This is a genomic window from Streptomyces mobaraensis (genome assembly GCF_020099395.1).
In the GTDB taxonomy this organism is placed as follows: Bacteria; Actinomycetota; Actinomycetes; order Streptomycetales; family Streptomycetaceae; genus Streptomyces.
Window position 1 is genome coordinate 6,762,455 of the sequence record NZ_CP083590.1, and the last position, 18,289, is coordinate 6,780,743.

Here is an 18,289-nt window from a genome sequence, read left to right on the forward strand (position 1 = left end):
GGGTGATGAGGTCGCTGACCTGTATTTCCGCAGGCCAGGCGTGGTGACAGGAGTGGTTGATCTTGACGGACCCTGGCGGTTGTCCGCGGTCTGTGACGATACTGATGCTGACCTCGTGCTGACTCTGCTGATCGGTCGTCAGTTCCCGCAGCTTGTCACTGAGCGTAATAGACGCACGGTAGCCAAGAGCGATAGCAGGCGGAAGCCGACTGAGGTGGCTCGCACCGTGCGTGCCGGCCGGCTGCGGCAGCGAGGGCACGGCAACTGCGGAAACCGACGAGCGTGTGGCTGACTTTGCTCACTTGTTCATCGGTGTCGCGACCATCAAACTGCTTCCGGACGGAGAGGTGGGGTGCTGTGGCCAGGATCAGGATGTCCGACCGGGTCTTTCTCGCGTTGGAGTCCGCCACCACTCCCCAGCATGTGGCGCTCCTGGCCACCTTCGGACTGCCCGCCGGTGCCGAGCCCGGGCGGTACACGCAGCGCCTGTTCCAGCGGATCAACGATGCTCCCGTCGCGGCTCCCTTCACCTTCCGGTCACGCCATGCGCGGCGGTGGGCCTTTGACGGCACCTGGGAGGAACTCGCTCCGGAGAACGTCGACCGGACGTATCACCTGCGTCGCTCCGCGCTTCCCGCGCCCGGGGGCGAGCGCGAGCTGACGGACCTCGTCTCACGGTTGCACTCCCGCCCGCTCGACCCCACGCGCCCTCTATGGGAGTGCTATGTGATCGAGGGCTTGGCGAACCACCGATTCGCCCTGTACTTCAAGGTGCATCACGCGCTCATGGACGGGCTCGGAGTCCAACAGCGCCTACGGAGAATGCTCAGCACCGATCCACAGGACGAGGAGCCGCACCCGCTGTGGAGCGGCGGGGGTCCCGTCGACGGCACCGCTGGGGCCAGCGGAACGACAGTACGGCGACTGGCGGTCAGCGCGCTAGGGATTGGCAAAGCCGCCGGCACCATGGTGCGAGGCGCCCGCGACATGACTGACCATGCCCGGGCGGTGCCGTTCATGATCCCACGCTCTCCGCTGAACGCCGCTGTCGGGCGACAGCGCCTGGTGATCACCCGGAGCTACGACCTCGACCGGTTCCGGATGATGGCGAAGGCTGCCGACGCGACGATCAACGATGTCTTGCTGTCCGTGTGCGGTGGCGCCCTCCGGCGGTGCCTGGCGGCGGCTCGGGCGCTTCCGGTTCGTTCCCTGACCGCAGGGACACCTGTCTCGACGAGGGCGGCGGGCGACACGACCACCGCCAACTCCTTCGCCATGACGGTCATGAGCCTCGGCACCGATGTCGAGGACCCGCTGGAACGGCTCCGAACCGTGGCTCGGTCCAGCGCCCTCGCCAAGCGAGAGCTCGGCGAGTTGGCGAGGGGCGCCACCGGGCTCTACGGAGCCCTGTTCACCTGGCCGTTCGTCGCGCAGAACGCGCTGGGCCTGGCAGGCGCGACACGCCCCCCGTACAACATCGTGGTGTCGAACATCACCGGCTCCCCGCAGCCGATGTACTTCGCCGGATGCCGACTCGAGTCGATCTACCCCCTGGGCAGTGTCTGCCATGGAGTCGGCCTGTTCATCGCGGCCCACTCTCTATGCGGGCGGTTGAACCTGTGCCTCGTGGGAGATCGCGCCCTGCTCGCCCCACTAGAGGGTCTGCAGCGTCAGCTGAGTGAGGAGGTCGACCGCCTGGAGCAGGCGGTAGGTACGCCCGTCGGGTCAGCGCAGTAGTCCGTCGGCCAGCAGGCGGTCAAAAATGATCTGGTCTACGGGGGACGTACGGTGCTTGTCGCCGTGGGTGAGCCACACCATCTCGGCGATCTCGCTGGCCGGAGCGAGCACTCCCTCGTACGCGGCGGTATAGCACGTCATGCGTACGGCCACGCCCGGCAGGTGCCCGTGTGCCTGGGCTTCGAAGACCCCCAGGAGGGCCGCCGAGTTCCGCACGACGGCGACGGAGAGTTCCTCCCTGATCTCCCGGCACAGCGTGTCGAGGTCACTCTCTCCCTGTTCCCGTTTTCCTCCGGGCAGGTAGTACGCGTCTTTGCCGTGGGAGCGCGTGCTCAGCACCATGCCGTTCTCGGTGTGCACCCATGCCACTTTGTCGATGACCGCTGTCATGCGCCAGTCCTCCTGTACTCGGCCGGTCCAGGAGAATACCGCCTTCATCCTCCCTCAGCCGTCGCACAGTTCCTTCATATACGTGGTGATGACCTGCCGCACGGCGTAGGTCAGGTCGGCGGACAGGGCTTCGCGTGACGTCAGCCAACGGGGTGCCTCACCTTCCTCGTTGACGGTGATACCGCCCCTGTCCGGCGCCGTCAGCAGGTACACGTGCCAGACATGTGCGTCCGAGCCGCGTCGGCAGGAGTCCCCGGGGATCGGAAGCCTGGCGACGAACCGGAGTCCGCCACCGGCGATCAGGCCGACTTCCTCCCGCAGTTCGCGGGCCGCGGCGTGGGCAGGGTCCTCGCCCCGCGCCACATGGCCGGCCGGGACCGTCAACGCGTAGGGGAAGGACGTTCGTTGGAAAAGCAAGAACCTGTCCGACGCGTCGCGCACGAAGACCGCCGCGGTCTCGTGCCAGTACTCGCCGTCGTCGGCGGACCACCAGGAGATATCGGGATCGATGACGATGGCCCGGGCACTTCGCTCACCACAGTCGGCACAGCGGACCTCTCTCCTGCCTCCGACCGTGATCCATTCGACGGGGCCGCCTCGGCACAGCACGCAGTACTCCGCGTAGGTGTCCGGCTCCGGTCTCAGCGTCTCGATGTTCATGTGCTCTTTCTCGACAATGGATGAATTGCCCTGCCCGATCAGGGCAGCAGGGTCGGAAGCTGCCGTATGTCGTCGAGGATGTGCTCGGCGCCGGCTCGCGCGAAGGTCTCCCGGGTACAGAAGCCGGTGGAGACCCCGACGAAGCGCAGCTTGGCCCCTGTGGCCGCCGTGTGGTCGATCAGAGCGTCACCCACGTACCAGATGTCGTCGACGCCGACTCCCCTTTCGCCGAGCGTCGCCAGCACGGAGTCGAACACTCGGGGGTCCGGCTTGTGGAACCGACTGTCATCCGCTCCCTGCAACAGGGTGAGCCGGTCTGTCCGCAGCCCGATCCGCTCGATGTCCCGGAGCGCCGAGGACCGATTCGTGGACGTGACGACACCGACTTCGATGCCCCTCCGCCACAGCTCGTGAATGACGTCGACGGCACCGGGGAGGGGTTGTTTGAGGAAGTCCTCCTCCAGAGAGAGGTTCGCCTCACGCATCCTTTCCAGGGTGTCGCTGTCACGGTAAAGGGCACGGATCATCGCGTCGAACGGCCGGCCCCAGTGCAGCCGCAACTCGGCGTCCGTCAGCTCGATATCGTAGAACCGCCGGGCGACCGCCTTGTGATGGGCCCATTTGACCTTCGCGGTCACGACCAGGGTGTCGTCCAGGTCGAAGAGGACCACACGGGGCTCGCGGATGGTGGGCGTCGCGCGCGTCATGACGTGAGGTCCCCTCCGCTGGTCCGCCCTTGAGGTACAGTCGCTCGGCTGGAGGCTGGATTCGCCTCCTCATAGCGCCTTTGAAGCCGGGCGGAATCGCGCACAGCGGGCAACGACAGCGCAAGTAGCAGGGCGGCGCCGACTGCTGTGAAGGCGAGCGCGGCCAGGCCGGCGCCGAGCCACCCGGCGAGGTCCACGGCCAGGCTGAAAGCAGGCGGCCCGACCAGTGTGCCGAGGCTGCCGAACTGGGCCACCAAGCCATTGGTGATATCGGCCCGCCGGCGGGCGCCGGCGATGCGCGGCACCGAGGCGAACATTACGGAGATCATCACCCCGTTGGACACCATACCGACGCAGGCCAGGACCATGACGGCCACCAGGGGGAGGTGCGACGCGAAGACCAGTAGCGCCGAGACAGGGAGCACCACCAGCACCGGTGCGATCGCGAGCAGCCCGATTCCCCGGCGCAGCAGCAACCCGCTCAGCGCGCTGCCGAGCACGCTGCCGAGGGAGACGACGGCGGCGACGCTGCCGGCGGCGGCGGTGGAGGCGCCGCGTTCCTCCGTCAGGAAGGTGGGCAGCAAGACAACGATGGCGACACCGGCCAGGCAGACGCACGCGAAGCTCAGCGCGAAGAAGACCGGGGGGACCCAGGTGGTGAGGGGGGACGGCCCTCCCGGGGCGTCGTCGGCCGTCGTCGGCGCGCGGGTGGCGACAGGACGCAGGGCACGAACCGCGACCGCCAGTGCGAGCGGGACGAGCGCGGTCCCGCCGATCCAGCCGCGCCAGCCGACCACCCCGCTGACTGCCCCTCCCAGCGCGGTGGCCAGGGCGAGTCCGGTGGGGACGCATGTTCCCCACAACGCCAGAGCGGTGGCCTGGACCCGCCCTTCGGCCAACCGCGTCAGCATGATGGGCCCCCCTACGAAAACCAAGAGGTACCCGAGGCCCTGCGCGGTGCGTGCCCCCAGCAGCAGCGGCCAGTTCGCCGTGAAGGCCGTCGCGACCACGGACAGTGCGGTGAGGGCGAGACCGCCGGCCACGGCCTTTCGGGCGTCGAGTCGGCTGATCCACCAACCGGCGGGGACCCCGAGTACGGCGCTCACCGCGGTGATGCTGGAGGTCGCCCAAGTGAACTGGCCAAGGGAGAGGTTCATGTCCTGTCGGATCTCGGACCCGAGCGGGGAGAGGGCACCCAGCCCGAAGGCGGCGACGACCCCTGAAAGCCAGGTGATCATGACAGTCGGCCACGGGGAACCGTCGCTTTCGCGGGACGCAACGGTGTTCTCGCGCATGGTTCTCTCTCCCGGGAGTGGACCGGCCGACAGGTATGCCTACGGCGGCTGGCTGGTCGTGTGGTGGGAGGGGGGAAGACGTCGGCACCCTCCCACCACTCGACGCGTCAGCGCTGCTGACCGTACGCCGTCAACAGCTCGGTGTCACCGGTCACATACGTCGTGTCGGTGATGACGGTCTGGTCGGACGGACCGCGGCTGCACATGCACATGTGCCGTCCGCTCGACTCCACACGCACGGCACGTGCCCCGCCCGAGGACATGATCTCCTCGGCTATGTCCTTCACCAGGTGCTCCTGGATCTGGAACCGCTTGCTGAATGCCTGTACCAGGCGCGGGAACTTGCCCAGCCCCAGGATCCGGTCTCCGGGGACGTAGGTGATGTCGACCTTGCCGTAGAAGGGCAGGAAATGGTGTGCGCAGATCGAGTAGTAGTTGATGTCGCGTACCCGGACGACGCCCTGGTGGTCACCCTTGACCAGGACGGTCGTCTTGAGGATCTTTGATGTATCGACCTCGTAGCCGCTCAGCAACTCCTTGTAGGCGCGTACGATGCGAGGCTCGCACTCGGGTTCTGTGTACCAGTCCAGAGCCCGCTTGTCCGTGGTGACGTTTTCCTGGAGCCACTCGGCGATCGTCATGTGTTCTCCGTTCTCGGTCTGTCCGGCGAACTCTGTCGCCGGCTCCGCCGGGGTCAGCTCCGGCGAATTCTCAAAAGTGAGTGCGGGAGATGAGAGGGGAAGCCGACCGTCCTCAGCGCGGCGGTTCTCCGTTTCCCAGGCGTGCGGCGGCGTAAGCTCCGATGGGCGTCGTCTCCGCGTACTCGCGTGCTTGTCGTCCCAGCGCATGGAGGTCGGCGTGGTCGACGCCGAGGTGCCGCACGTTCTCCGGCGCCGCCCAGGCGATCTCCCCCAGCCAGTCGTCGAAGGGCCGGGCGTACTGATCGAGACCGGCGGTGGTCCGTCCCAGGTCGAGCAGGGAGAGCCCGGCGTCGGACCCCCGCCGTTGAATCTCCGTCCACCACTCCGTCCGGAACAGCCGGTGCTCACCGGGCGTATAGGCGCGCACGCCTCCGTCGTAGATGGCGCACTTCTCAAAGAGACTGTCCCGGCGACCCAGACGGTGTAGTTCGAAATCCGGAGACGACCGCTGGGGAGACCTCAGGAAGTCGAAGGGCAGCTGAGGGAATGCCTGCCCGAGGCCGGTGCGGTCGGGCAGCTCGAAGAGTGCCTCAAGGGCCACGACGGCCGCACTGAATCGGTCACCCCGCGCGGACAGTTCGGCGAAGAAGTTCCGTAGACGGGTCACGCCTTGCCGGGACCCGACGGTCAGCACCAGGTAGCCGCTGATCTCCTCCCCGCGGTCGCGCGCCGTATCCCGTGCCACTCGGAGTACCTTCTCCACCGTCGCCCCGGTGCCGATGATGTCCCCGAGCACCAACAGCGGTCGCTCCGCGAATTCCCAGCGCTCGTACGAGATGTCGAGCGGGCGACAGGCACCTCTGTCGGTACCGACGAAGCTCACCGCCGCGGGAGAGCCGAAGCGGTGCGACAGCGCGTTCTCGACTCCGAAACTGAGCCCGCCGCGCAGGATGTTGACGACCGTCGCCGCATCGGATGCCAGGGCTTCGGCCACCGTCGGATCGGTCTCCGCGACCAGGTCGAGCGCGGTCGAGACCGCGGTGCCGAGCAGCGAACGGTACCGGTGGCCTGATACGGCCGGGTCGGTGAGCAGGTCACGCGACGCTGCGGTCGAACAGACGAAGACCCGAGTCGGGGAGGCGGCGGAATCCAAGCAGTAGCATGCCGCGTCGTTGCTGCGCAGGAGATATTTCACCGGGTGCTCCATCAACTCGATCGGTGAGATTCACGGTTTGAGTGCAGGGCGCCTAGGCGTTCCACCGGTACGTTCGGCCAGCACTCTCTCCACCTGGTACGAAGACTCGACTCCGTCGATTGTTTTCAGCGCGTCCGGTGCGGGTGCCGGATTGTGGACCGCAGCGATGAGGACCGTGCCGGGAAGTGGCAGCACATCCGGTATCCGGTGCGGAGTTTCGATGAGGATCGACTTCAGTCCGACGGCGCCGAAGAGTGAACCCCAGTCCAGCGCCGCCTTACGGCTGGGCAAACCACCACCGGACTCGTACAGGCGGTTGTCGACAATAGCCAGAGTGTAGTTGGGAAGACGCGGCAATTGGTCGCCCAATGCCATGAGAACGGACAGATTCATCAGAAAGCTGCCGTCCGTATCGATGCCGACCACGGACAGTGGAGCCGCCGCCATGGCCATTCCCAGGGAAATGGCGGTGACATCGCCCATGGTGTCGGTGAAGAGGGTGTCGGCGGGGCGAAGCGCATACATCACCTCGCTTGTCCGGCCGAGTGGTGCGACCGACACCGAGTCCGTGGGGAGCCTGTCGTACAGGGCTTCGAGGAATTCTGCGGTGTCTATTACGCACTCCTCAATTCCGCAGTCAAGCCGGCGTTCGCCACCAGTGCCACGCTCCGCTGTCCTGTATCGAGTGTGGCGTAGGCCTTGCGAAGGCACTCGGCCAGCTCACCGCACGAATCGACTTCCGCTGTCACGAGTGACAGCATCGCCGTGTGCTGATGCATCGTCTCCTCGTGCGGTATCCCCCACCAGTTAGGTTCGCCGAAGGCCCCGCGCCGGGATATGAGCAGTGCGGTGTGCAGTCGATGGCTCATGGTCAGGCGAGCCAGGGTCTCGCATGCCCGGCGCAGCCCCGAGTTCTCCATCACCACCAACGGGCGAGCGCCGGCCAGCCGGGCGCCGGCCGCCAGACCGACCGCCGTGGCCTCATCGTTGACCTGCATGTAACGGATCTCGTGGCGCATCGACGCCTCCCGGCACAGTGGTGCCAGGAGTGAGTCGGGTACCGCGTAAACGATCTCCACGCCCGCCCCGACCAGTGCCTCGTATGCCGTGACAGCCGACATGAGGAAGCCTTATTTGCCAGTGGCCAGTAGCTCTACGATGATGTTCGAGTAGTGAGTGTCCCCGATATTCCGCAGAAGATGTGGCTGCCCCGCTTCGTGGTAGACGGCGTCGCCTACTTTATCGTCTCCGACGTAACTGGTGCCGTCGTGATTCACCGTCTCCGCCCGGCCGCTTTCCGTGACGACGTAGACGTAATCGCAGGGATGCTGGTGGACAATCGTCTGCTCTCCTGCCTCCAACTCCAGGACCCACACCCTGACGCGATCATCGGAGTAAACCAGTTTTGTGCCGACCTGCTCGATGTGCTCATGCATTTTCGCACCCCGATCCGTTCTGTCAGACACTATCGATGGCTTGTTTCGCGTGACCGGAATCCGAGGGTATTGAACATCATCGGACAACGGGTGAGGAGAGACTCTAGACGAACCTTCAACCAGTGGCAATGGGTCGGTTTCCCTCCCGCCGGTAACGAGCCAATCTGCTGCGTGCCGGCCCGATTTCGGTGCAGTCCCGGAGGATGGATGTGTGGATCACCGTACTCGCTTCTGGCCAGTGGTTCCGTAGCGCTCACCCGTGGTCATGCGATCATGAGAGCCTTGGTTGCGCCGTAGCCACGGATGTGACCGAAAGCGCCTACCGGCGCTCCATGGGCCTTGATCTTTCCACCTCGGCAGGTGTCCCATGAAATACGTCAAAATATGCGCCCGCTCCACTCGTGAGGAGCCCATGGTTTATGGACGTCGAGGTCGGGGAAGCAGTGACGAAACCGGCGTTATCCGAAACCCGATGGGAAACACCGGCCTACCTTTACGACCTGGCCGCCGTGAGGGACGCCCACCGCCGGCTCGTGGGTTCACTGCCCGACTCCGCCGGGCTGCTCTACTCCCTCAAGGCCAACGCACATCCCGCCGTTCTCGGCCAACTGGCAGCGCTCGGCTGTCAGGCCGAGGTCAGTTCCTCCGGTGAACTGCGGGCCGCCGTCCAAGCCGGCTTCGCTGCCGACGGCATCCTCTACACAGGCCCCGGCAAAAGCGACGGGGCGGTAATCCGTGCTCTCAAGGCGGGTGTCAGGCAGTTCTCCGTCGATTCTCCGCATGCCCTGGACCAGCTCGACCGACTGGGCCGGGCCGAAGGCACGCGTGTCTGTGCGCTGTTACGGGTCAACCCGCCCGTTCCACCGGCGGGGGCCGGGCTCGCGATGACCGGCGGTCCCTCCCAGTTCGGCGTCGATCTGTCCTGGGTACTGGAACGACCCTGGCTCTTCGAGAGCCGGGAGTACGCGGATCTGATGGGCATGCACCTCTACATGGGCAGCAACCTAACCCAGGTGACAACACTGCTCGCGATGTTCCGCTACGGGCTCGATGTCGTGCGGCAGGTCGAGACGGCACTCGGTCGTCGGCTCCACATGGTCGATCTCGGCGGAGGCTTCGGCGCACCGTACGCCGTCCATGGCGAGCTGCCGCGGTTCGACGCACTGAAGAGCCGGCTCGACGCTCTGCTCAAGGAAGAACTTTCCGGCTGGCAGGAAGGTGAGCGGCGGGTCGTTTTCGAGTCGGGCCGGTATCTTTCGGCGAGTTGCGGTCGGCTGCTGACCAGTGTGCTGGACGTGAAGCACTCCCACGGGCGGCGCGTCGTTGTCCTGGACTCCGGCGTCCATCACCTCGGAGGGATGTCAGGGCTCGGTAAAGAAGCACAGATCGAGCCGCAGTTCCAGTGCGATCAGGAGCCCCACGCCCTCACCGGCGGGGACGGATCCGAAGAAACCATCGTCGCCGGTCCGCTCTGTCACCCGCTGGACGTCTGGACCAGGAATGCTCGACTTCCTGAGGTGGCCATCGGAGACGTGGTGACGGTGCCGAACGTCGGCGCTTACGGCCTGCAGGCGGCGCTGGCCCTGTTCCACCTCCACCCCATGCCTCTCGAGGTAGTGCTCGACGGGGAACGGGAGATCACCCGCGGCAGGCTGTTCCTGGGCCGGGGCCGGAGCGCGCGTTGATACGCGTCGCCTCCGATCACCATCTCGTACGCCCCGACCCGACCGCCGATGGGACGACCTGCATCGATGTTCCCGCCACGGGCGCGTTCGTCGTGGTGATGCGTGACGACACCCTCTACTGCGTCCGGAGAATGAGTCACCCGCCGGCCAGGGGTGGCTCGCTGTCACCGAGTGGCTCGGAACTCGCCATCGCGGAGATCTACCGCGCCTTCCAGCGTGACATGAGAAACGCACTGCGGAACGTGCTGCCACACCCCGGTGGTCTCCTGTTCCATCTGGTCGACGCGCGCTGTCTTGAGCTGGCGGTCCGCCGCCGGGTCCCGCGCGGACCGCTGGTGAGCCTCGATCCACTCATCGAACGGGCGGTCTGGCCGTTGCGTGTGTCCCGAGGGTTCCTGCTCGGCGGCCGCAAGCAGGTCGGGCTGGTGCCACGGCCCGGTGCCGCTCCCATCTGCGAACAGATCGCTTCGCTCCCCGGCGACCCGGCCGGCCAGGGCTACACCCTCATCGAGGACGACATGGCAACCGGTGGAACCGTCACCGACGTCATCCGCCTGCTCCAGACCGCGGGAAGACGAGTCCGGTGCGTCATCCCCGGAATTCGTCTGGGCGATTCGACCCGGTCCGGCATCCTGGGCGCCACCGTCAATCCCGTGCTCCAATACCGGGCCACCGGGAACGGGCGGGGTACACCCACCATGGAACTGATCGACCCGAGGAACTTCCTGTTCGGTCTGTCAGGACTTGTGGTCCGGCTGCCGGACGGAACGTGGGGCCGCGCGCCTTATTGGCTCCCTTTCGTCAGAACCTCGGAACGACTCGGCAGCCCCGCCGAGTCCGACCGGGACTTCGCCATCCTCATGCTGGAGGCCAATGTGCGCTTCTTCGCGCGTGTCGATCAATTGATGCGCCGTACTGTCCGGGTGGCCGACCTGCAACCTGACGTGCGCCGACTGCTGTTGTCGCTGGAGATGACGGAGCCCAGCGCGCCCGTCCGTTCGGTTCTGCGGGAACTCATGACGCGGATGGACGGTTGGTGCGGCTTGATCACGGGGCTCGAGGAGCGGAGCATGGGCACGCCGGCAGGGTCGGCCCCCCTATGACAGGGCGCGACCACGAGCCGTTCGCCGTGGTGTTCCTCGACGTCAACGGCACTTTGGTGCCCTCCGAGCCAGGCGTTCCTCCGGAAGCCTTCTCCCTGCGGTGCTTCCGAGGTCTCGTGCGACGACTGACGTCGCTGGGCGTCGCCGTCGGCCTGTGCTCGGACTCGCCACTCGAACAGCTCTGGGAGTTCGGTGTGCGTATCGGCCTGGGCACGGCACCCGAGTTCCCGGTGATCGCCGAGAACGGCAACGTGGTCGCGGTCGGCGGAGCGGTGCGTGTCATCACCCCATTCCCGGCATTGCCGGACCTTCGCGCTGAAGTGACAAGAACGGCCGTCGCCCACGGGCTGGCCCGAGTCGGCGATGTGGCGGCACCCGAGTTCGGGGGCCGGCCACCGTTCGGCCGTGAGTGGGCCTTCGGGGCGAACCGCCGGGCGTCCGCCAGCGTCTTCGGCGCCCCCGATTTCATCCGCGACGTGCGGCAGCGCGTGACCGAGTGGTGTGCCGAGAACCACTGCGATATCTCGGTCGGCGTCGGTCCGGATGGCTCATATGCCGGAATTCACCCCTATGCGCGTGTGGAGCTGGGCAAACGCGTGGCGCTGGCCGAACTGGCCGCGCGCGACCCGATGGAGAGAACTCTCATGGTGGGGAATTCGCTCGCCGACTGGGTCCCCGGGGTACCTGGCGTCGGATGCGCATTCGTGGCGGACACCGCTGTGCCCCAGTACGTGCGGGACGCGGCCTGGTACGTCTCCCCGAAGAGCGACCTGGAGGGGGTCATCGACGTCCTGTGGCACGTGGTGCGACGCCAACCGCCGGTACGAGGATCAGTCTGAGGAGGACGACATGTTCCGTGTCCGTGTGGGGGTAGTGGGCTGCGGGATGATCGCGCAGCTGGTGCACCTCCCTTACCTGAGGGCATTGGTCGACCGCTTCGACATCGTGGCGCTCTGCGACCGCTCATTCGACCTGGCACAGTCGGTGGCCGAACACTTCCGGGTCCCGAACGTCTACGCCGCCGTCGAGGACATGCTGGCGAAGACACCCGGGTTGGATGCCGTCGTCGTCCTCACGCCCGACCACAGGGATCCGGTGCTTGCCGCGCTGGAGCGTGGCAAGCACGTGTTCACCGAGAAACCCCTCGGTCACACCATCGCGGAAATCGAGGAAGTGATCGCCGCGGCCCACCGTACGGGGTCCAAGGTCATGGTGGGCTACATGAAGCGGTACGACAGCGGTGTCCGCCGCGGCCTCGAAGAAATCGCGCGGATCGTGCGACCCACCATGGCGAGAATCCACATCGTGGTAGGACCCGAGTACGGAAACTGGATCATCCCCGAACTCACCCGGATCAAGCGCGCCGATGGCTCTTCCCCCACGGGACGACAGGATGAGCGACGCCGCCGGGTCGACCTGGAGTTCGGCAGCACCTCGTCCGGAGCACTGGAAGCCTATATGGACATGTTCGGGGTGTGGAGTCATGACGTGAACGTCTATCGAGCTGCTTACCCCGCCATGCCCGACTCCATAAAGGCGCACTGCTCGCCGGACGGCAAGACGCTCACCGCCTCACTCCGGTACGCCGACGGGTTTCAGTGCGTCTTCCAGGGTTCGTCCACCTCGATCCACCGGTTCGAGGAGAGTCTCACCGTATGGGGCTCGGACCGTACGGTGACGCTGGACATCTCCAACCCTTTCCTGCCCAACGCACCGTCGACCGTGCGGATCTGGCGGGACGAGCCGGCAGCGGACACGGGTGCTGGGAGGGGAGCGGCTCTGGAAGAGGTCATCACGGGGTCCTACGAGGAGGCGTTCAGAGCACAGCTCGCGCATTTCCACGACTGCGTCACCTCGCCGGGACTGCATCCCCTCACCAGCGCGCACGAAGCGCTGATGGACACGCGCTTGATGATCGACATCGTGCGGGCAGCAGATGAACGGCCGTAGCGCCGCATCCACCGTAGGTCAGGAGACGGGGAACTGTGAGCGATTCCATGCATGATGCGGACGAGGCAAGGACCGTTCTCGTCAACGACGCAGGGCAGTACTCGTTATGGCCGGCCCGGCTCGGCCTCCCGCCGGGCTGGCGCGTCGCATACTCGGCCTCGACCCGCCGGGATTGCCTCGACTACGTGGCGGAACATTGGACGGACATCCGTCCTCGGGGGCCCCTGGGTGAAGCCGGGGCGCGCCTCCACCAGCTGTTCGCCGAGCAGGTGGCGCGCACACCGGAAGCGCCGGCTCTGATCTGGCAGGATCAGTGCATCTCCTATCGCAAGCTGCACAGGAGATCCCAGCGGCTCACCCGGTTTCTGTCGCGACGCGGGATCGGGGCAGGGGCTCACATCGGGGTCTGTGTGGAACGGTCCCCAAGAATGATCGCCGCCCTGTTCGCCATTATGCAGGCTGGAGCCGCCTACGTCCCGCTCGACCCTGAGTATCCTGTCGAGCGATTGCAGTACATGCTCGAGCACAGCGGGGCGGAAGTCCTGCTGACGCAGAGGAGCCTCGGTCCCCTCTTCCCCTCATACCAGGGTGAGATCGTCGATCTCGACGAAGTCCAGGCACACATCGACACCTTACCCGTCGAACCGATGCCCTTCGCATCCGGAGCGGACACCGCCTACGTCATCTACAGCTCCGGTTCCACCGGAAGGCCGAAAGGCGTCCTGGTCGGGCACCGCTCGCTGGTGAATCACAGTTTCGCGGTGAACCGTCATTTCCGGTTCGGGCCGGGTGACCGGGTGCTGCAGTGCAGGCCGATCAGTTTTGACGCCGCTGCTGAGGAAATCTTCCCGCCTCTCCTGCACGGCGCCGCCCTCGTGCTCGGCAGCGACCCGCTTCGGCAGACCTTTCGCGCTCTCACCCAGCAAGTGATCGATACCGGGACGACCTTTATGAGTGTCCCCACCGCCTTCTGGCACAGCTGGGTACGGGAGGAGGACTGCTTGATCCGACTGGCATCAGAATCCTCACTCCGCCTGGTGATCGTGGCAGGGGAGAAGGTGACGCGCCAGGCTCTGCTGACCTGGAAGAAGCGGATTGGCGAGCGGATCCGCTGGTGCAACGTCTATGGGCCGACCGAGGCGACCATCACATCGACCGTCTTCGAACCGGGGGCCGACTGGAACTCGGACCGGTCCTCCTCCGTTCCCATCGGGCATCCCATCGAGAACGTGCGGTGCCATGTGCTCGACGACGATATGACTCCCGTGCCGACGGGCGTGGTGGGGGAGTTGTACCTGGGAGGGGAAGGCGTTGCCATCGGGTACCTCGACGCACCGGGAATGACGGCGGAAAGCTTTGTGGCCGATCCGTTCTCGGCAGCGCGGGGAAAACGTTTGTACCGCACCGGGGACCTGGCGCGGACGGGCGCTGACGGCCTTATCGAGTTCGTCGGCCGCCGCGATCACCAGGTGAAAATCCGCGGATACCGGATCGAGTTGGGCGAGATCGAGGCGGTGGCCGGCGAACACCCTGCCGTCCGGCAATGCGTCGTCGTGCTGGACGACAGTACCCCGGACAACCCCTCGCTAAGCCTTCATGCGGTCGTGAACCAGCACGCCGGCCTGTCCGACCAGGAGTTGCTCGGCTTTCTTCGCCGAAAACTACCGTGGTATATGATTCCCGCAGGGGTTCGCTTCCTTGCGGAAATGCCGGTGACGCCCAGTGGGAAGATCGACCGCGGCGCCCTCATGTCTCGGGAGGCCGGCGCCGAAACCGACGTCGCGTACATCGCTCCGCGTACGCCGGCCGAGACGGCGCTGACAGCCATCTGGGAAGAGCTTCTCGGTCAGCGGAAGATCAGTGTGGACGCCGACTTCTTTCAACTGGGGGGCCACTCTCTGATTGCCGCTGGTCTGATTTCCCGGATTCGCGCGCAGTTGAACGTCAGCGTTCCGGTCCGTGTGCTCTTCGAGCACCCGACCATCGCGAGTCTCGCCGTCGCGGTCACACGGTGGGCCGAGGAAGGAGCGGGTGATTCATGAGCTCGTTCGTACTGCCGCACGGCCGGTGAATGGACCCTGTTTTCTCAGCGCTTCTGACGACTGTCCGAACACCGATATCCGGAGTGATGGATGAACGTCGATCTGTCGGATCCACTTCTGTACCAGGAATCGGACCCGGAGCCGGTGTGGGCGCGACTGCGCGCCGAGCACCCGGTGTACCGGAACGAGCGACCGAACGGTGAGTACTTCTGGGCCGTGATGACGCATCGCCTCTGCACGGACATGCTCACGGATCCCCAAGTGTTCAGCTCCGAGAACGGCATGAGGCTGGACTCCAATCCGAAAGTGCTGGCTGCGGCGGCGGGAAAGATGCTCAATGTCACCGACCCGCCGCGGCACGACAAGATCCGGAAGGTCATCAGTTCGGCGTTCACGCCCAAAATGGTCGACCGGCTCGAAGCCAACATGCGGAAGACGGCCGCGAAGGCCATTGAGAACGCGATGGCCGAGGAGCGGTGCGAATTCACTCGAGTCGCACAGAAGCTACCGGTTTCGGTGATCTGCGACATGATGGGGGTCCCCGAGGCCGACTGGGACTTCATGGTCGAACGTACCCGTTTCGCCTGGAGCTCCACCGCACTCGACGAAACGGACGAGGCCGGAAAGGTACAGGCCCACACCGAGATTCTCTGCTACTTCCAGGAGTTGGCCGAGGAGCGGAGGAAGCGTCCGCAGGACGATCTCATGAGTGCCTTGGTGTGCGGTGAGATCGACGGATCTCCCCTGACCGAGCAAGAGATCTTCTACAACTGCGATGCCCTGATATCCGGCGGGAACGAGACGACACGGCACGCCATCGTGGGCGGGTTGCTGGCCTTTGTCGGCAATCCGGACCAGTGGCGCATGCTCCGGGAGGATCCCGGCCTGATGCCCTCCGCGATCCAGGAGATCATCCGGTACACCTCCCCCGTCATGCATGCTCTCCGCACCGCCAGGAGGGACGTGGACCTGGGTGGTCAGCCGATTCGTGCGGGTGATCATGTCGTGGCGTGGCTGCCGTCGGCCAATCGCGACGAGGAGGTCTTCACCGACCCGGAACGCTTCGACATCCTGCGCTCCCCGAACCGTCACCTGGGTTTCATCGTGGGAAACCACTACTGCATCGGTTCTGCGCTCGCCAAGCTCGAACTGACCGTCATGTTCGACGAACTCACGCGGCGGGTCCGGACGGCTGAGATCACCGGCCCGGTCCGCCGACTGCGCTCGAATCTCCTATGGGGGTTCGATTCGCTCCCGCTGACGTTCCTCCCGAATCGAGGCAGCCGATGAAAAGCGCCCGCAGAGTGCTACGAGACGCTATCTCCCCTGACACTCGGCGTACTGTGGAGAAGTACGAACGGGAGTACGGTGCTTGCTTCAGTCATCTGCTGCATTTCGACTCACACACGCTGAAGTCCCTGCACGCGCCGGGCGAGTTGCCGAGCAGCGTGCGTGTGGCCTCTGACGAGCACCCTGCCGTGATCGATCGGATGGCCGTTGTGACGGAGATCGCCAACCTTCCCGAGCGGCAAGAGGCGGACCGCCGCAATTATCTCCGTGCCCTGCTCGATATCTACGACATGTTGCCCACGCAGGTGAGGGATGCCGCCTCCGTACCAGGAGCAGTCGTCATCGCACCGGAGCGCGAGGGGCGGATCCTGGCCGAACTGCTTGGCGTGCTGACCCACCACCAAGGGTGGACACCACAGGCCAAGCGCATGCCCACGGCCGGCGGTCTGGTCGTCGGAGTCGACCGCCGGCTCCCCGCTCGATGCGACCGGCTGGTGATCGTCGATGGCGTCGTGGCCAGCGGGGCGACCCTGATGGCGATGATGCATCTGGCCACCCGGCCGGGCGCTGTGGTGGACGTTTTCACCTGCCACGCGACTGCGGAGGGAGCACTCGCGCTGTCACGATACGCAGAACAGTGGGGCGTTTCGTTGACAGTCCACGTCGGCCACGTGTCGGGAATTCTCAATGAGAAGTTCTACTCGGTGGAACCGGGCGATCAGTCAACCCTGGTCCTGGGCGACATCGGCGACACCATCAGCCCGATCGCTTCGGGGACCAAGGGGGTGGGCCATGACGAGCGCTGACGAGACCTTGCCCGCCCGGGGGCCCATCAGCCCAGTGCGACGCCAGCCAGGCAGTGCCGCCAGATCGAATTCGTCACCGAGGCCGATCGACTCGCCGGTGATGTCCGGCAAAGCCTCCTCCTGACCGCGCAGTGCAAGGAGAACGACGCCTATGCGAGCCACGCTCATCCATGCCTCCGGCGACGTCCGGCTGGAGAGGCTTCCCGATCCGAAAATCCTCAAGCGAACCGACGCGGTGATCCGCACCGTCGCCACGTGCGTGTGTGGAACCGACCTGTGGGCGTACCGCGGCGTCAGTGCCGTCGACGAGCCGCGCTTGATCGGCCACGAATACGTCGGCATCGTCGAGGAAACCGGCAGTGAGGTCAGCAGCGTCAAGCCCGGCCAGTTCGTCATCGGATCGTTCTTCGCTTCTGACAACACCTGCCCTCACTGCCGGGCGGGGTACCAGTCGTCCTGCCTCGATCGCGAGTTCATCAGCGGCTGTCAGGCGGAGTACGTCCGTGTCCCGCTGGCCGATGGCACCCTGGTGGCGCTCGACGGACAGCCGGACGAAGAACATATCCCCAGCTTGCTCACCCTCTCCGATGTCATGGGCACCGGCTGGTACGCAGCGGTGGCCGCTCGGATCAAGCCCGGCGACACCGTCGCCGTTGTGGGTGATGGTGCGGTAGGCCAGTCGGCTGTGATCGCCGCCGGAGAGCTTGGTGCCGAGCGGATCATCATCATGAGCCGTCATGCCTCCCGTCAGAGGCTGGCTCTCGCATTCGGCGCCACCGATGTGGTGGCCGATCGCGGAGACATGGGCGTGGCACAAATCAAGGGACTCACCGGGGGCGTTGGTGCCGACGCGGTGCTCGAGTGTGTCGGCACAGCCGAGTCGATGCGGCAGGCCATTCGTTCCACTCGCCCCGGCGGGAACGCCGCATTCGTCGGTGTTCCGCACGGTGTGCAGATCGACGGCAGGGAATTGTTCGACTCACACGTTGCCCTGCGCGGGGGCCCGGCCCCAGTACGCCGCTTCTTGCCTCACCTGATCGAGCGGGTCCTCGACGGCCGCATCAACCCGGGCAAGGTGTTCGACCTCGTCCTCCCCCTCGACCAGGTCGCCGAGGGCTATCAGGCCATGGATGAACGGCGCGCTGTCAAGGCATTACTGCTCCCCTGATGAAACCGTCGTGATGCCGGGGCCGGCCATCGGATTGAGATCCGACCTGGGGATTGGCCACAGGGTTTCATGCGCTATGGGGCGTTTCGCGAGCGATGGGCTCACTGGTCATGATGCTGTTGACAGCGGCGCACTGGTCTTGCCGCTGCCTCCTGACGATCCGGCCGGGGATGCGTTCGAGGCC

Annotated in this window: 18 protein-coding genes; 9 read left to right on the forward strand and 9 right to left on the reverse strand. The window is 65.7% G+C overall.

Translation table 11 applies throughout. The features are described from left to right. Positions 1-357 precede the first annotated feature (357 nt). A complete protein-coding gene (locus tag K7I03_RS30100) occupies positions 358-1,737 on the forward strand; it encodes a wax ester/triacylglycerol synthase family O-acyltransferase (RefSeq protein ID WP_185940878.1) in 1,380 nt (459 codons plus the stop codon). On the opposite strand, the gene K7I03_RS30105 is transcribed toward K7I03_RS30100, so the two are convergent. The 9 genes from K7I03_RS30105 to K7I03_RS30145 form a co-directional block, all read right to left on the reverse strand. Continuing rightward, positions 1,726-2,127, reverse strand: a complete 402-nt coding sequence (locus K7I03_RS30105; RefSeq protein WP_185940879.1) for an NUDIX hydrolase — start codon at positions 2,125-2,127, stop codon at positions 1,726-1,728. The two genes, K7I03_RS30100 and K7I03_RS30105, sit on opposite strands and share 12 nt — an antisense overlap. A gap of 54 nt (positions 2,128-2,181) precedes the next feature. After that, positions 2,182-2,787 (reverse strand): NUDIX hydrolase, encoded by a 606-nt coding sequence (locus K7I03_RS30110; RefSeq protein WP_185940880.1) that lies wholly within the window; start codon positions 2,785-2,787, stop codon positions 2,182-2,184. Positions 2,788-2,825: 38 nt separating this feature from the next. Continuing rightward, positions 2,826-3,494, reverse strand: a complete 669-nt coding sequence (locus tag K7I03_RS30115; RefSeq protein ID WP_224347284.1) for an HAD family hydrolase — start codon at positions 3,492-3,494, stop codon at positions 2,826-2,828. Continuing rightward, on the reverse strand, positions 3,491-4,789 hold the full coding sequence (locus K7I03_RS30120; RefSeq protein ID WP_185940882.1) for an MFS transporter: 1,299 nt from the start codon (positions 4,787-4,789) through the stop codon (positions 3,491-3,493). The genes K7I03_RS30115 and K7I03_RS30120 overlap by 4 nt, the downstream gene beginning before the upstream one ends. Before the next feature lie 107 nt (positions 4,790-4,896). Beyond that, positions 4,897-5,430, reverse strand: coding sequence for a GTP cyclohydrolase I (gene folE / locus K7I03_RS30125; RefSeq protein WP_185940883.1), 534 nt, complete (start codon positions 5,428-5,430; stop codon positions 4,897-4,899). 112 nt (positions 5,431-5,542) lie between these two features. Beyond that, positions 5,543-6,625 carry a hypothetical protein gene (locus K7I03_RS30130; RefSeq protein WP_185940884.1) on the reverse strand — a complete coding sequence of 361 codons (1,083 nt, stop codon included), beginning with the start codon at positions 6,623-6,625 and terminating at the stop codon, positions 5,543-5,545. Between the two features lie 30 nt (positions 6,626-6,655). Continuing rightward, positions 6,656-7,150 carry a thiamine pyrophosphate-dependent enzyme gene (locus K7I03_RS30135; RefSeq protein ID WP_221902533.1) on the reverse strand — a complete coding sequence of 165 codons (495 nt, stop codon included), beginning with the start codon at positions 7,148-7,150 and terminating at the stop codon, positions 6,656-6,658. Positions 7,151-7,239: 89 nt separating this feature from the next. Further along, on the reverse strand, positions 7,240-7,746 hold the full coding sequence (locus K7I03_RS30140; RefSeq protein ID WP_185940885.1) for a thiamine pyrophosphate-binding protein: 507 nt from the start codon (positions 7,744-7,746) through the stop codon (positions 7,240-7,242). A 9-nt stretch (positions 7,747-7,755) separates the two neighbouring features. After that, a complete protein-coding gene (locus K7I03_RS30145) occupies positions 7,756-8,061 on the reverse strand; it encodes a cupin domain-containing protein (RefSeq protein WP_221902534.1) in 306 nt (101 codons plus the stop codon). Positions 8,062-8,480: 419 nt separating this feature from the next. Here K7I03_RS30145 and K7I03_RS30150 point away from each other — a divergent pair, with 419 nt between their 5' ends. From K7I03_RS30150 to K7I03_RS30185, 8 genes are all read left to right on the forward strand, one after another. After that, positions 8,481-9,746 (forward strand): type III PLP-dependent enzyme domain-containing protein, encoded by a 1,266-nt coding sequence (locus K7I03_RS30150; protein ID WP_185940886.1) that lies wholly within the window; start codon positions 8,481-8,483, stop codon positions 9,744-9,746. Then, positions 9,743-10,849, forward strand: coding sequence for a type I phosphoribosyltransferase (locus K7I03_RS30155; protein WP_185940887.1), 1,107 nt, complete (start codon positions 9,743-9,745; stop codon positions 10,847-10,849). The genes K7I03_RS30150 and K7I03_RS30155 overlap by 4 nt, the downstream gene beginning before the upstream one ends. Further along, a complete protein-coding gene (locus K7I03_RS30160; RefSeq protein WP_185940888.1) occupies positions 10,846-11,688 on the forward strand; it encodes an HAD family hydrolase in 843 nt (280 codons plus the stop codon). Before K7I03_RS30155 ends, K7I03_RS30160 begins: the two co-directional genes overlap by 4 nt. Before the next feature lie 10 nt (positions 11,689-11,698). Beyond that, the gene (locus K7I03_RS30165) at positions 11,699-12,799 is read left to right on the forward strand and encodes a Gfo/Idh/MocA family protein (RefSeq protein WP_185940889.1); all 1,101 of its coding nucleotides are present in this window, start codon (positions 11,699-11,701) and stop codon (positions 12,797-12,799) included. Positions 12,800-12,834: 35 nt separating this feature from the next. Then, positions 12,835-14,841: an amino acid adenylation domain-containing protein gene (locus K7I03_RS30170; RefSeq protein ID WP_224347285.1), complete on the forward strand. Its 2,007-nt coding sequence runs from the start codon at positions 12,835-12,837 to the stop codon at positions 14,839-14,841. Positions 14,842-14,931: 90 nt separating this feature from the next. Continuing rightward, the gene (locus K7I03_RS30175; RefSeq protein ID WP_185940890.1) at positions 14,932-16,131 is read left to right on the forward strand and encodes a cytochrome P450; all 1,200 of its coding nucleotides are present in this window, start codon (positions 14,932-14,934) and stop codon (positions 16,129-16,131) included. A gap of 53 nt (positions 16,132-16,184) precedes the next feature. Continuing rightward, a complete protein-coding gene (locus tag K7I03_RS30180; protein WP_185940891.1) occupies positions 16,185-16,937 on the forward strand; it encodes a type I phosphoribosyltransferase in 753 nt (250 codons plus the stop codon). Positions 16,938-17,088: 151 nt separating this feature from the next. Continuing rightward, positions 17,089-18,105: a zinc-dependent alcohol dehydrogenase family protein gene (locus tag K7I03_RS30185; RefSeq protein ID WP_185940892.1), complete on the forward strand. Its 1,017-nt coding sequence runs from the start codon at positions 17,089-17,091 to the stop codon at positions 18,103-18,105. The last annotated feature ends 184 nt before the right edge of the window (positions 18,106-18,289 follow it).

Bases quoted from the DNA above. Each gene is read 5' to 3' on its own strand.
- K7I03_RS30105 (WP_185940879.1), bottom strand. From the start codon at position 2,127: ATGACAGCGGTCATCGACAAAGTGGCATGGGTGCACACCGAGAACGGC.
- K7I03_RS30110 (WP_185940880.1), bottom strand. From the start codon at position 2,787: ATGAACATCGAGACGCTGAGACCGGAGCCGGACACCTACGCGGAGTAC.
- K7I03_RS30115 (WP_224347284.1), bottom strand. From the start codon at position 3,494: ATGACGCGCGCGACGCCCACCATCCGCGAGCCCCGTGTGGTCCTCTTC.
- K7I03_RS30120 (WP_185940882.1), bottom strand. From the start codon at position 4,789: ATGCGCGAGAACACCGTTGCGTCCCGCGAAAGCGACGGTTCCCCGTGG.
- folE (WP_185940883.1), bottom strand. From the start codon at position 5,430: ATGACGATCGCCGAGTGGCTCCAGGAAAACGTCACCACGGACAAGCGG.
- K7I03_RS30135 (WP_221902533.1), bottom strand. From the start codon at position 7,150: ATGTATGCGCTTCGCCCCGCCGACACCCTCTTCACCGACACCATGGGC.
- K7I03_RS30140 (WP_185940885.1), bottom strand. From the start codon at position 7,746: ATGTCGGCTGTCACGGCATACGAGGCACTGGTCGGGGCGGGCGTGGAG.
- K7I03_RS30145 (WP_221902534.1), bottom strand. From the start codon at position 8,061: ATGCATGAGCACATCGAGCAGGTCGGCACAAAACTGGTTTACTCCGAT.
- K7I03_RS30150 (WP_185940886.1), top strand. From the start codon at position 8,481: ATGGACGTCGAGGTCGGGGAAGCAGTGACGAAACCGGCGTTATCCGAA.
- K7I03_RS30160 (WP_185940888.1), top strand. From the start codon at position 10,846: ATGACAGGGCGCGACCACGAGCCGTTCGCCGTGGTGTTCCTCGACGTC.
- K7I03_RS30165 (WP_185940889.1), top strand. From the start codon at position 11,699: ATGTTCCGTGTCCGTGTGGGGGTAGTGGGCTGCGGGATGATCGCGCAG.
- K7I03_RS30175 (WP_185940890.1), top strand. From the start codon at position 14,932: ATGAACGTCGATCTGTCGGATCCACTTCTGTACCAGGAATCGGACCCG.
- K7I03_RS30185 (WP_185940892.1), top strand. From the start codon at position 17,089: ATGCGAGCCACGCTCATCCATGCCTCCGGCGACGTCCGGCTGGAGAGG.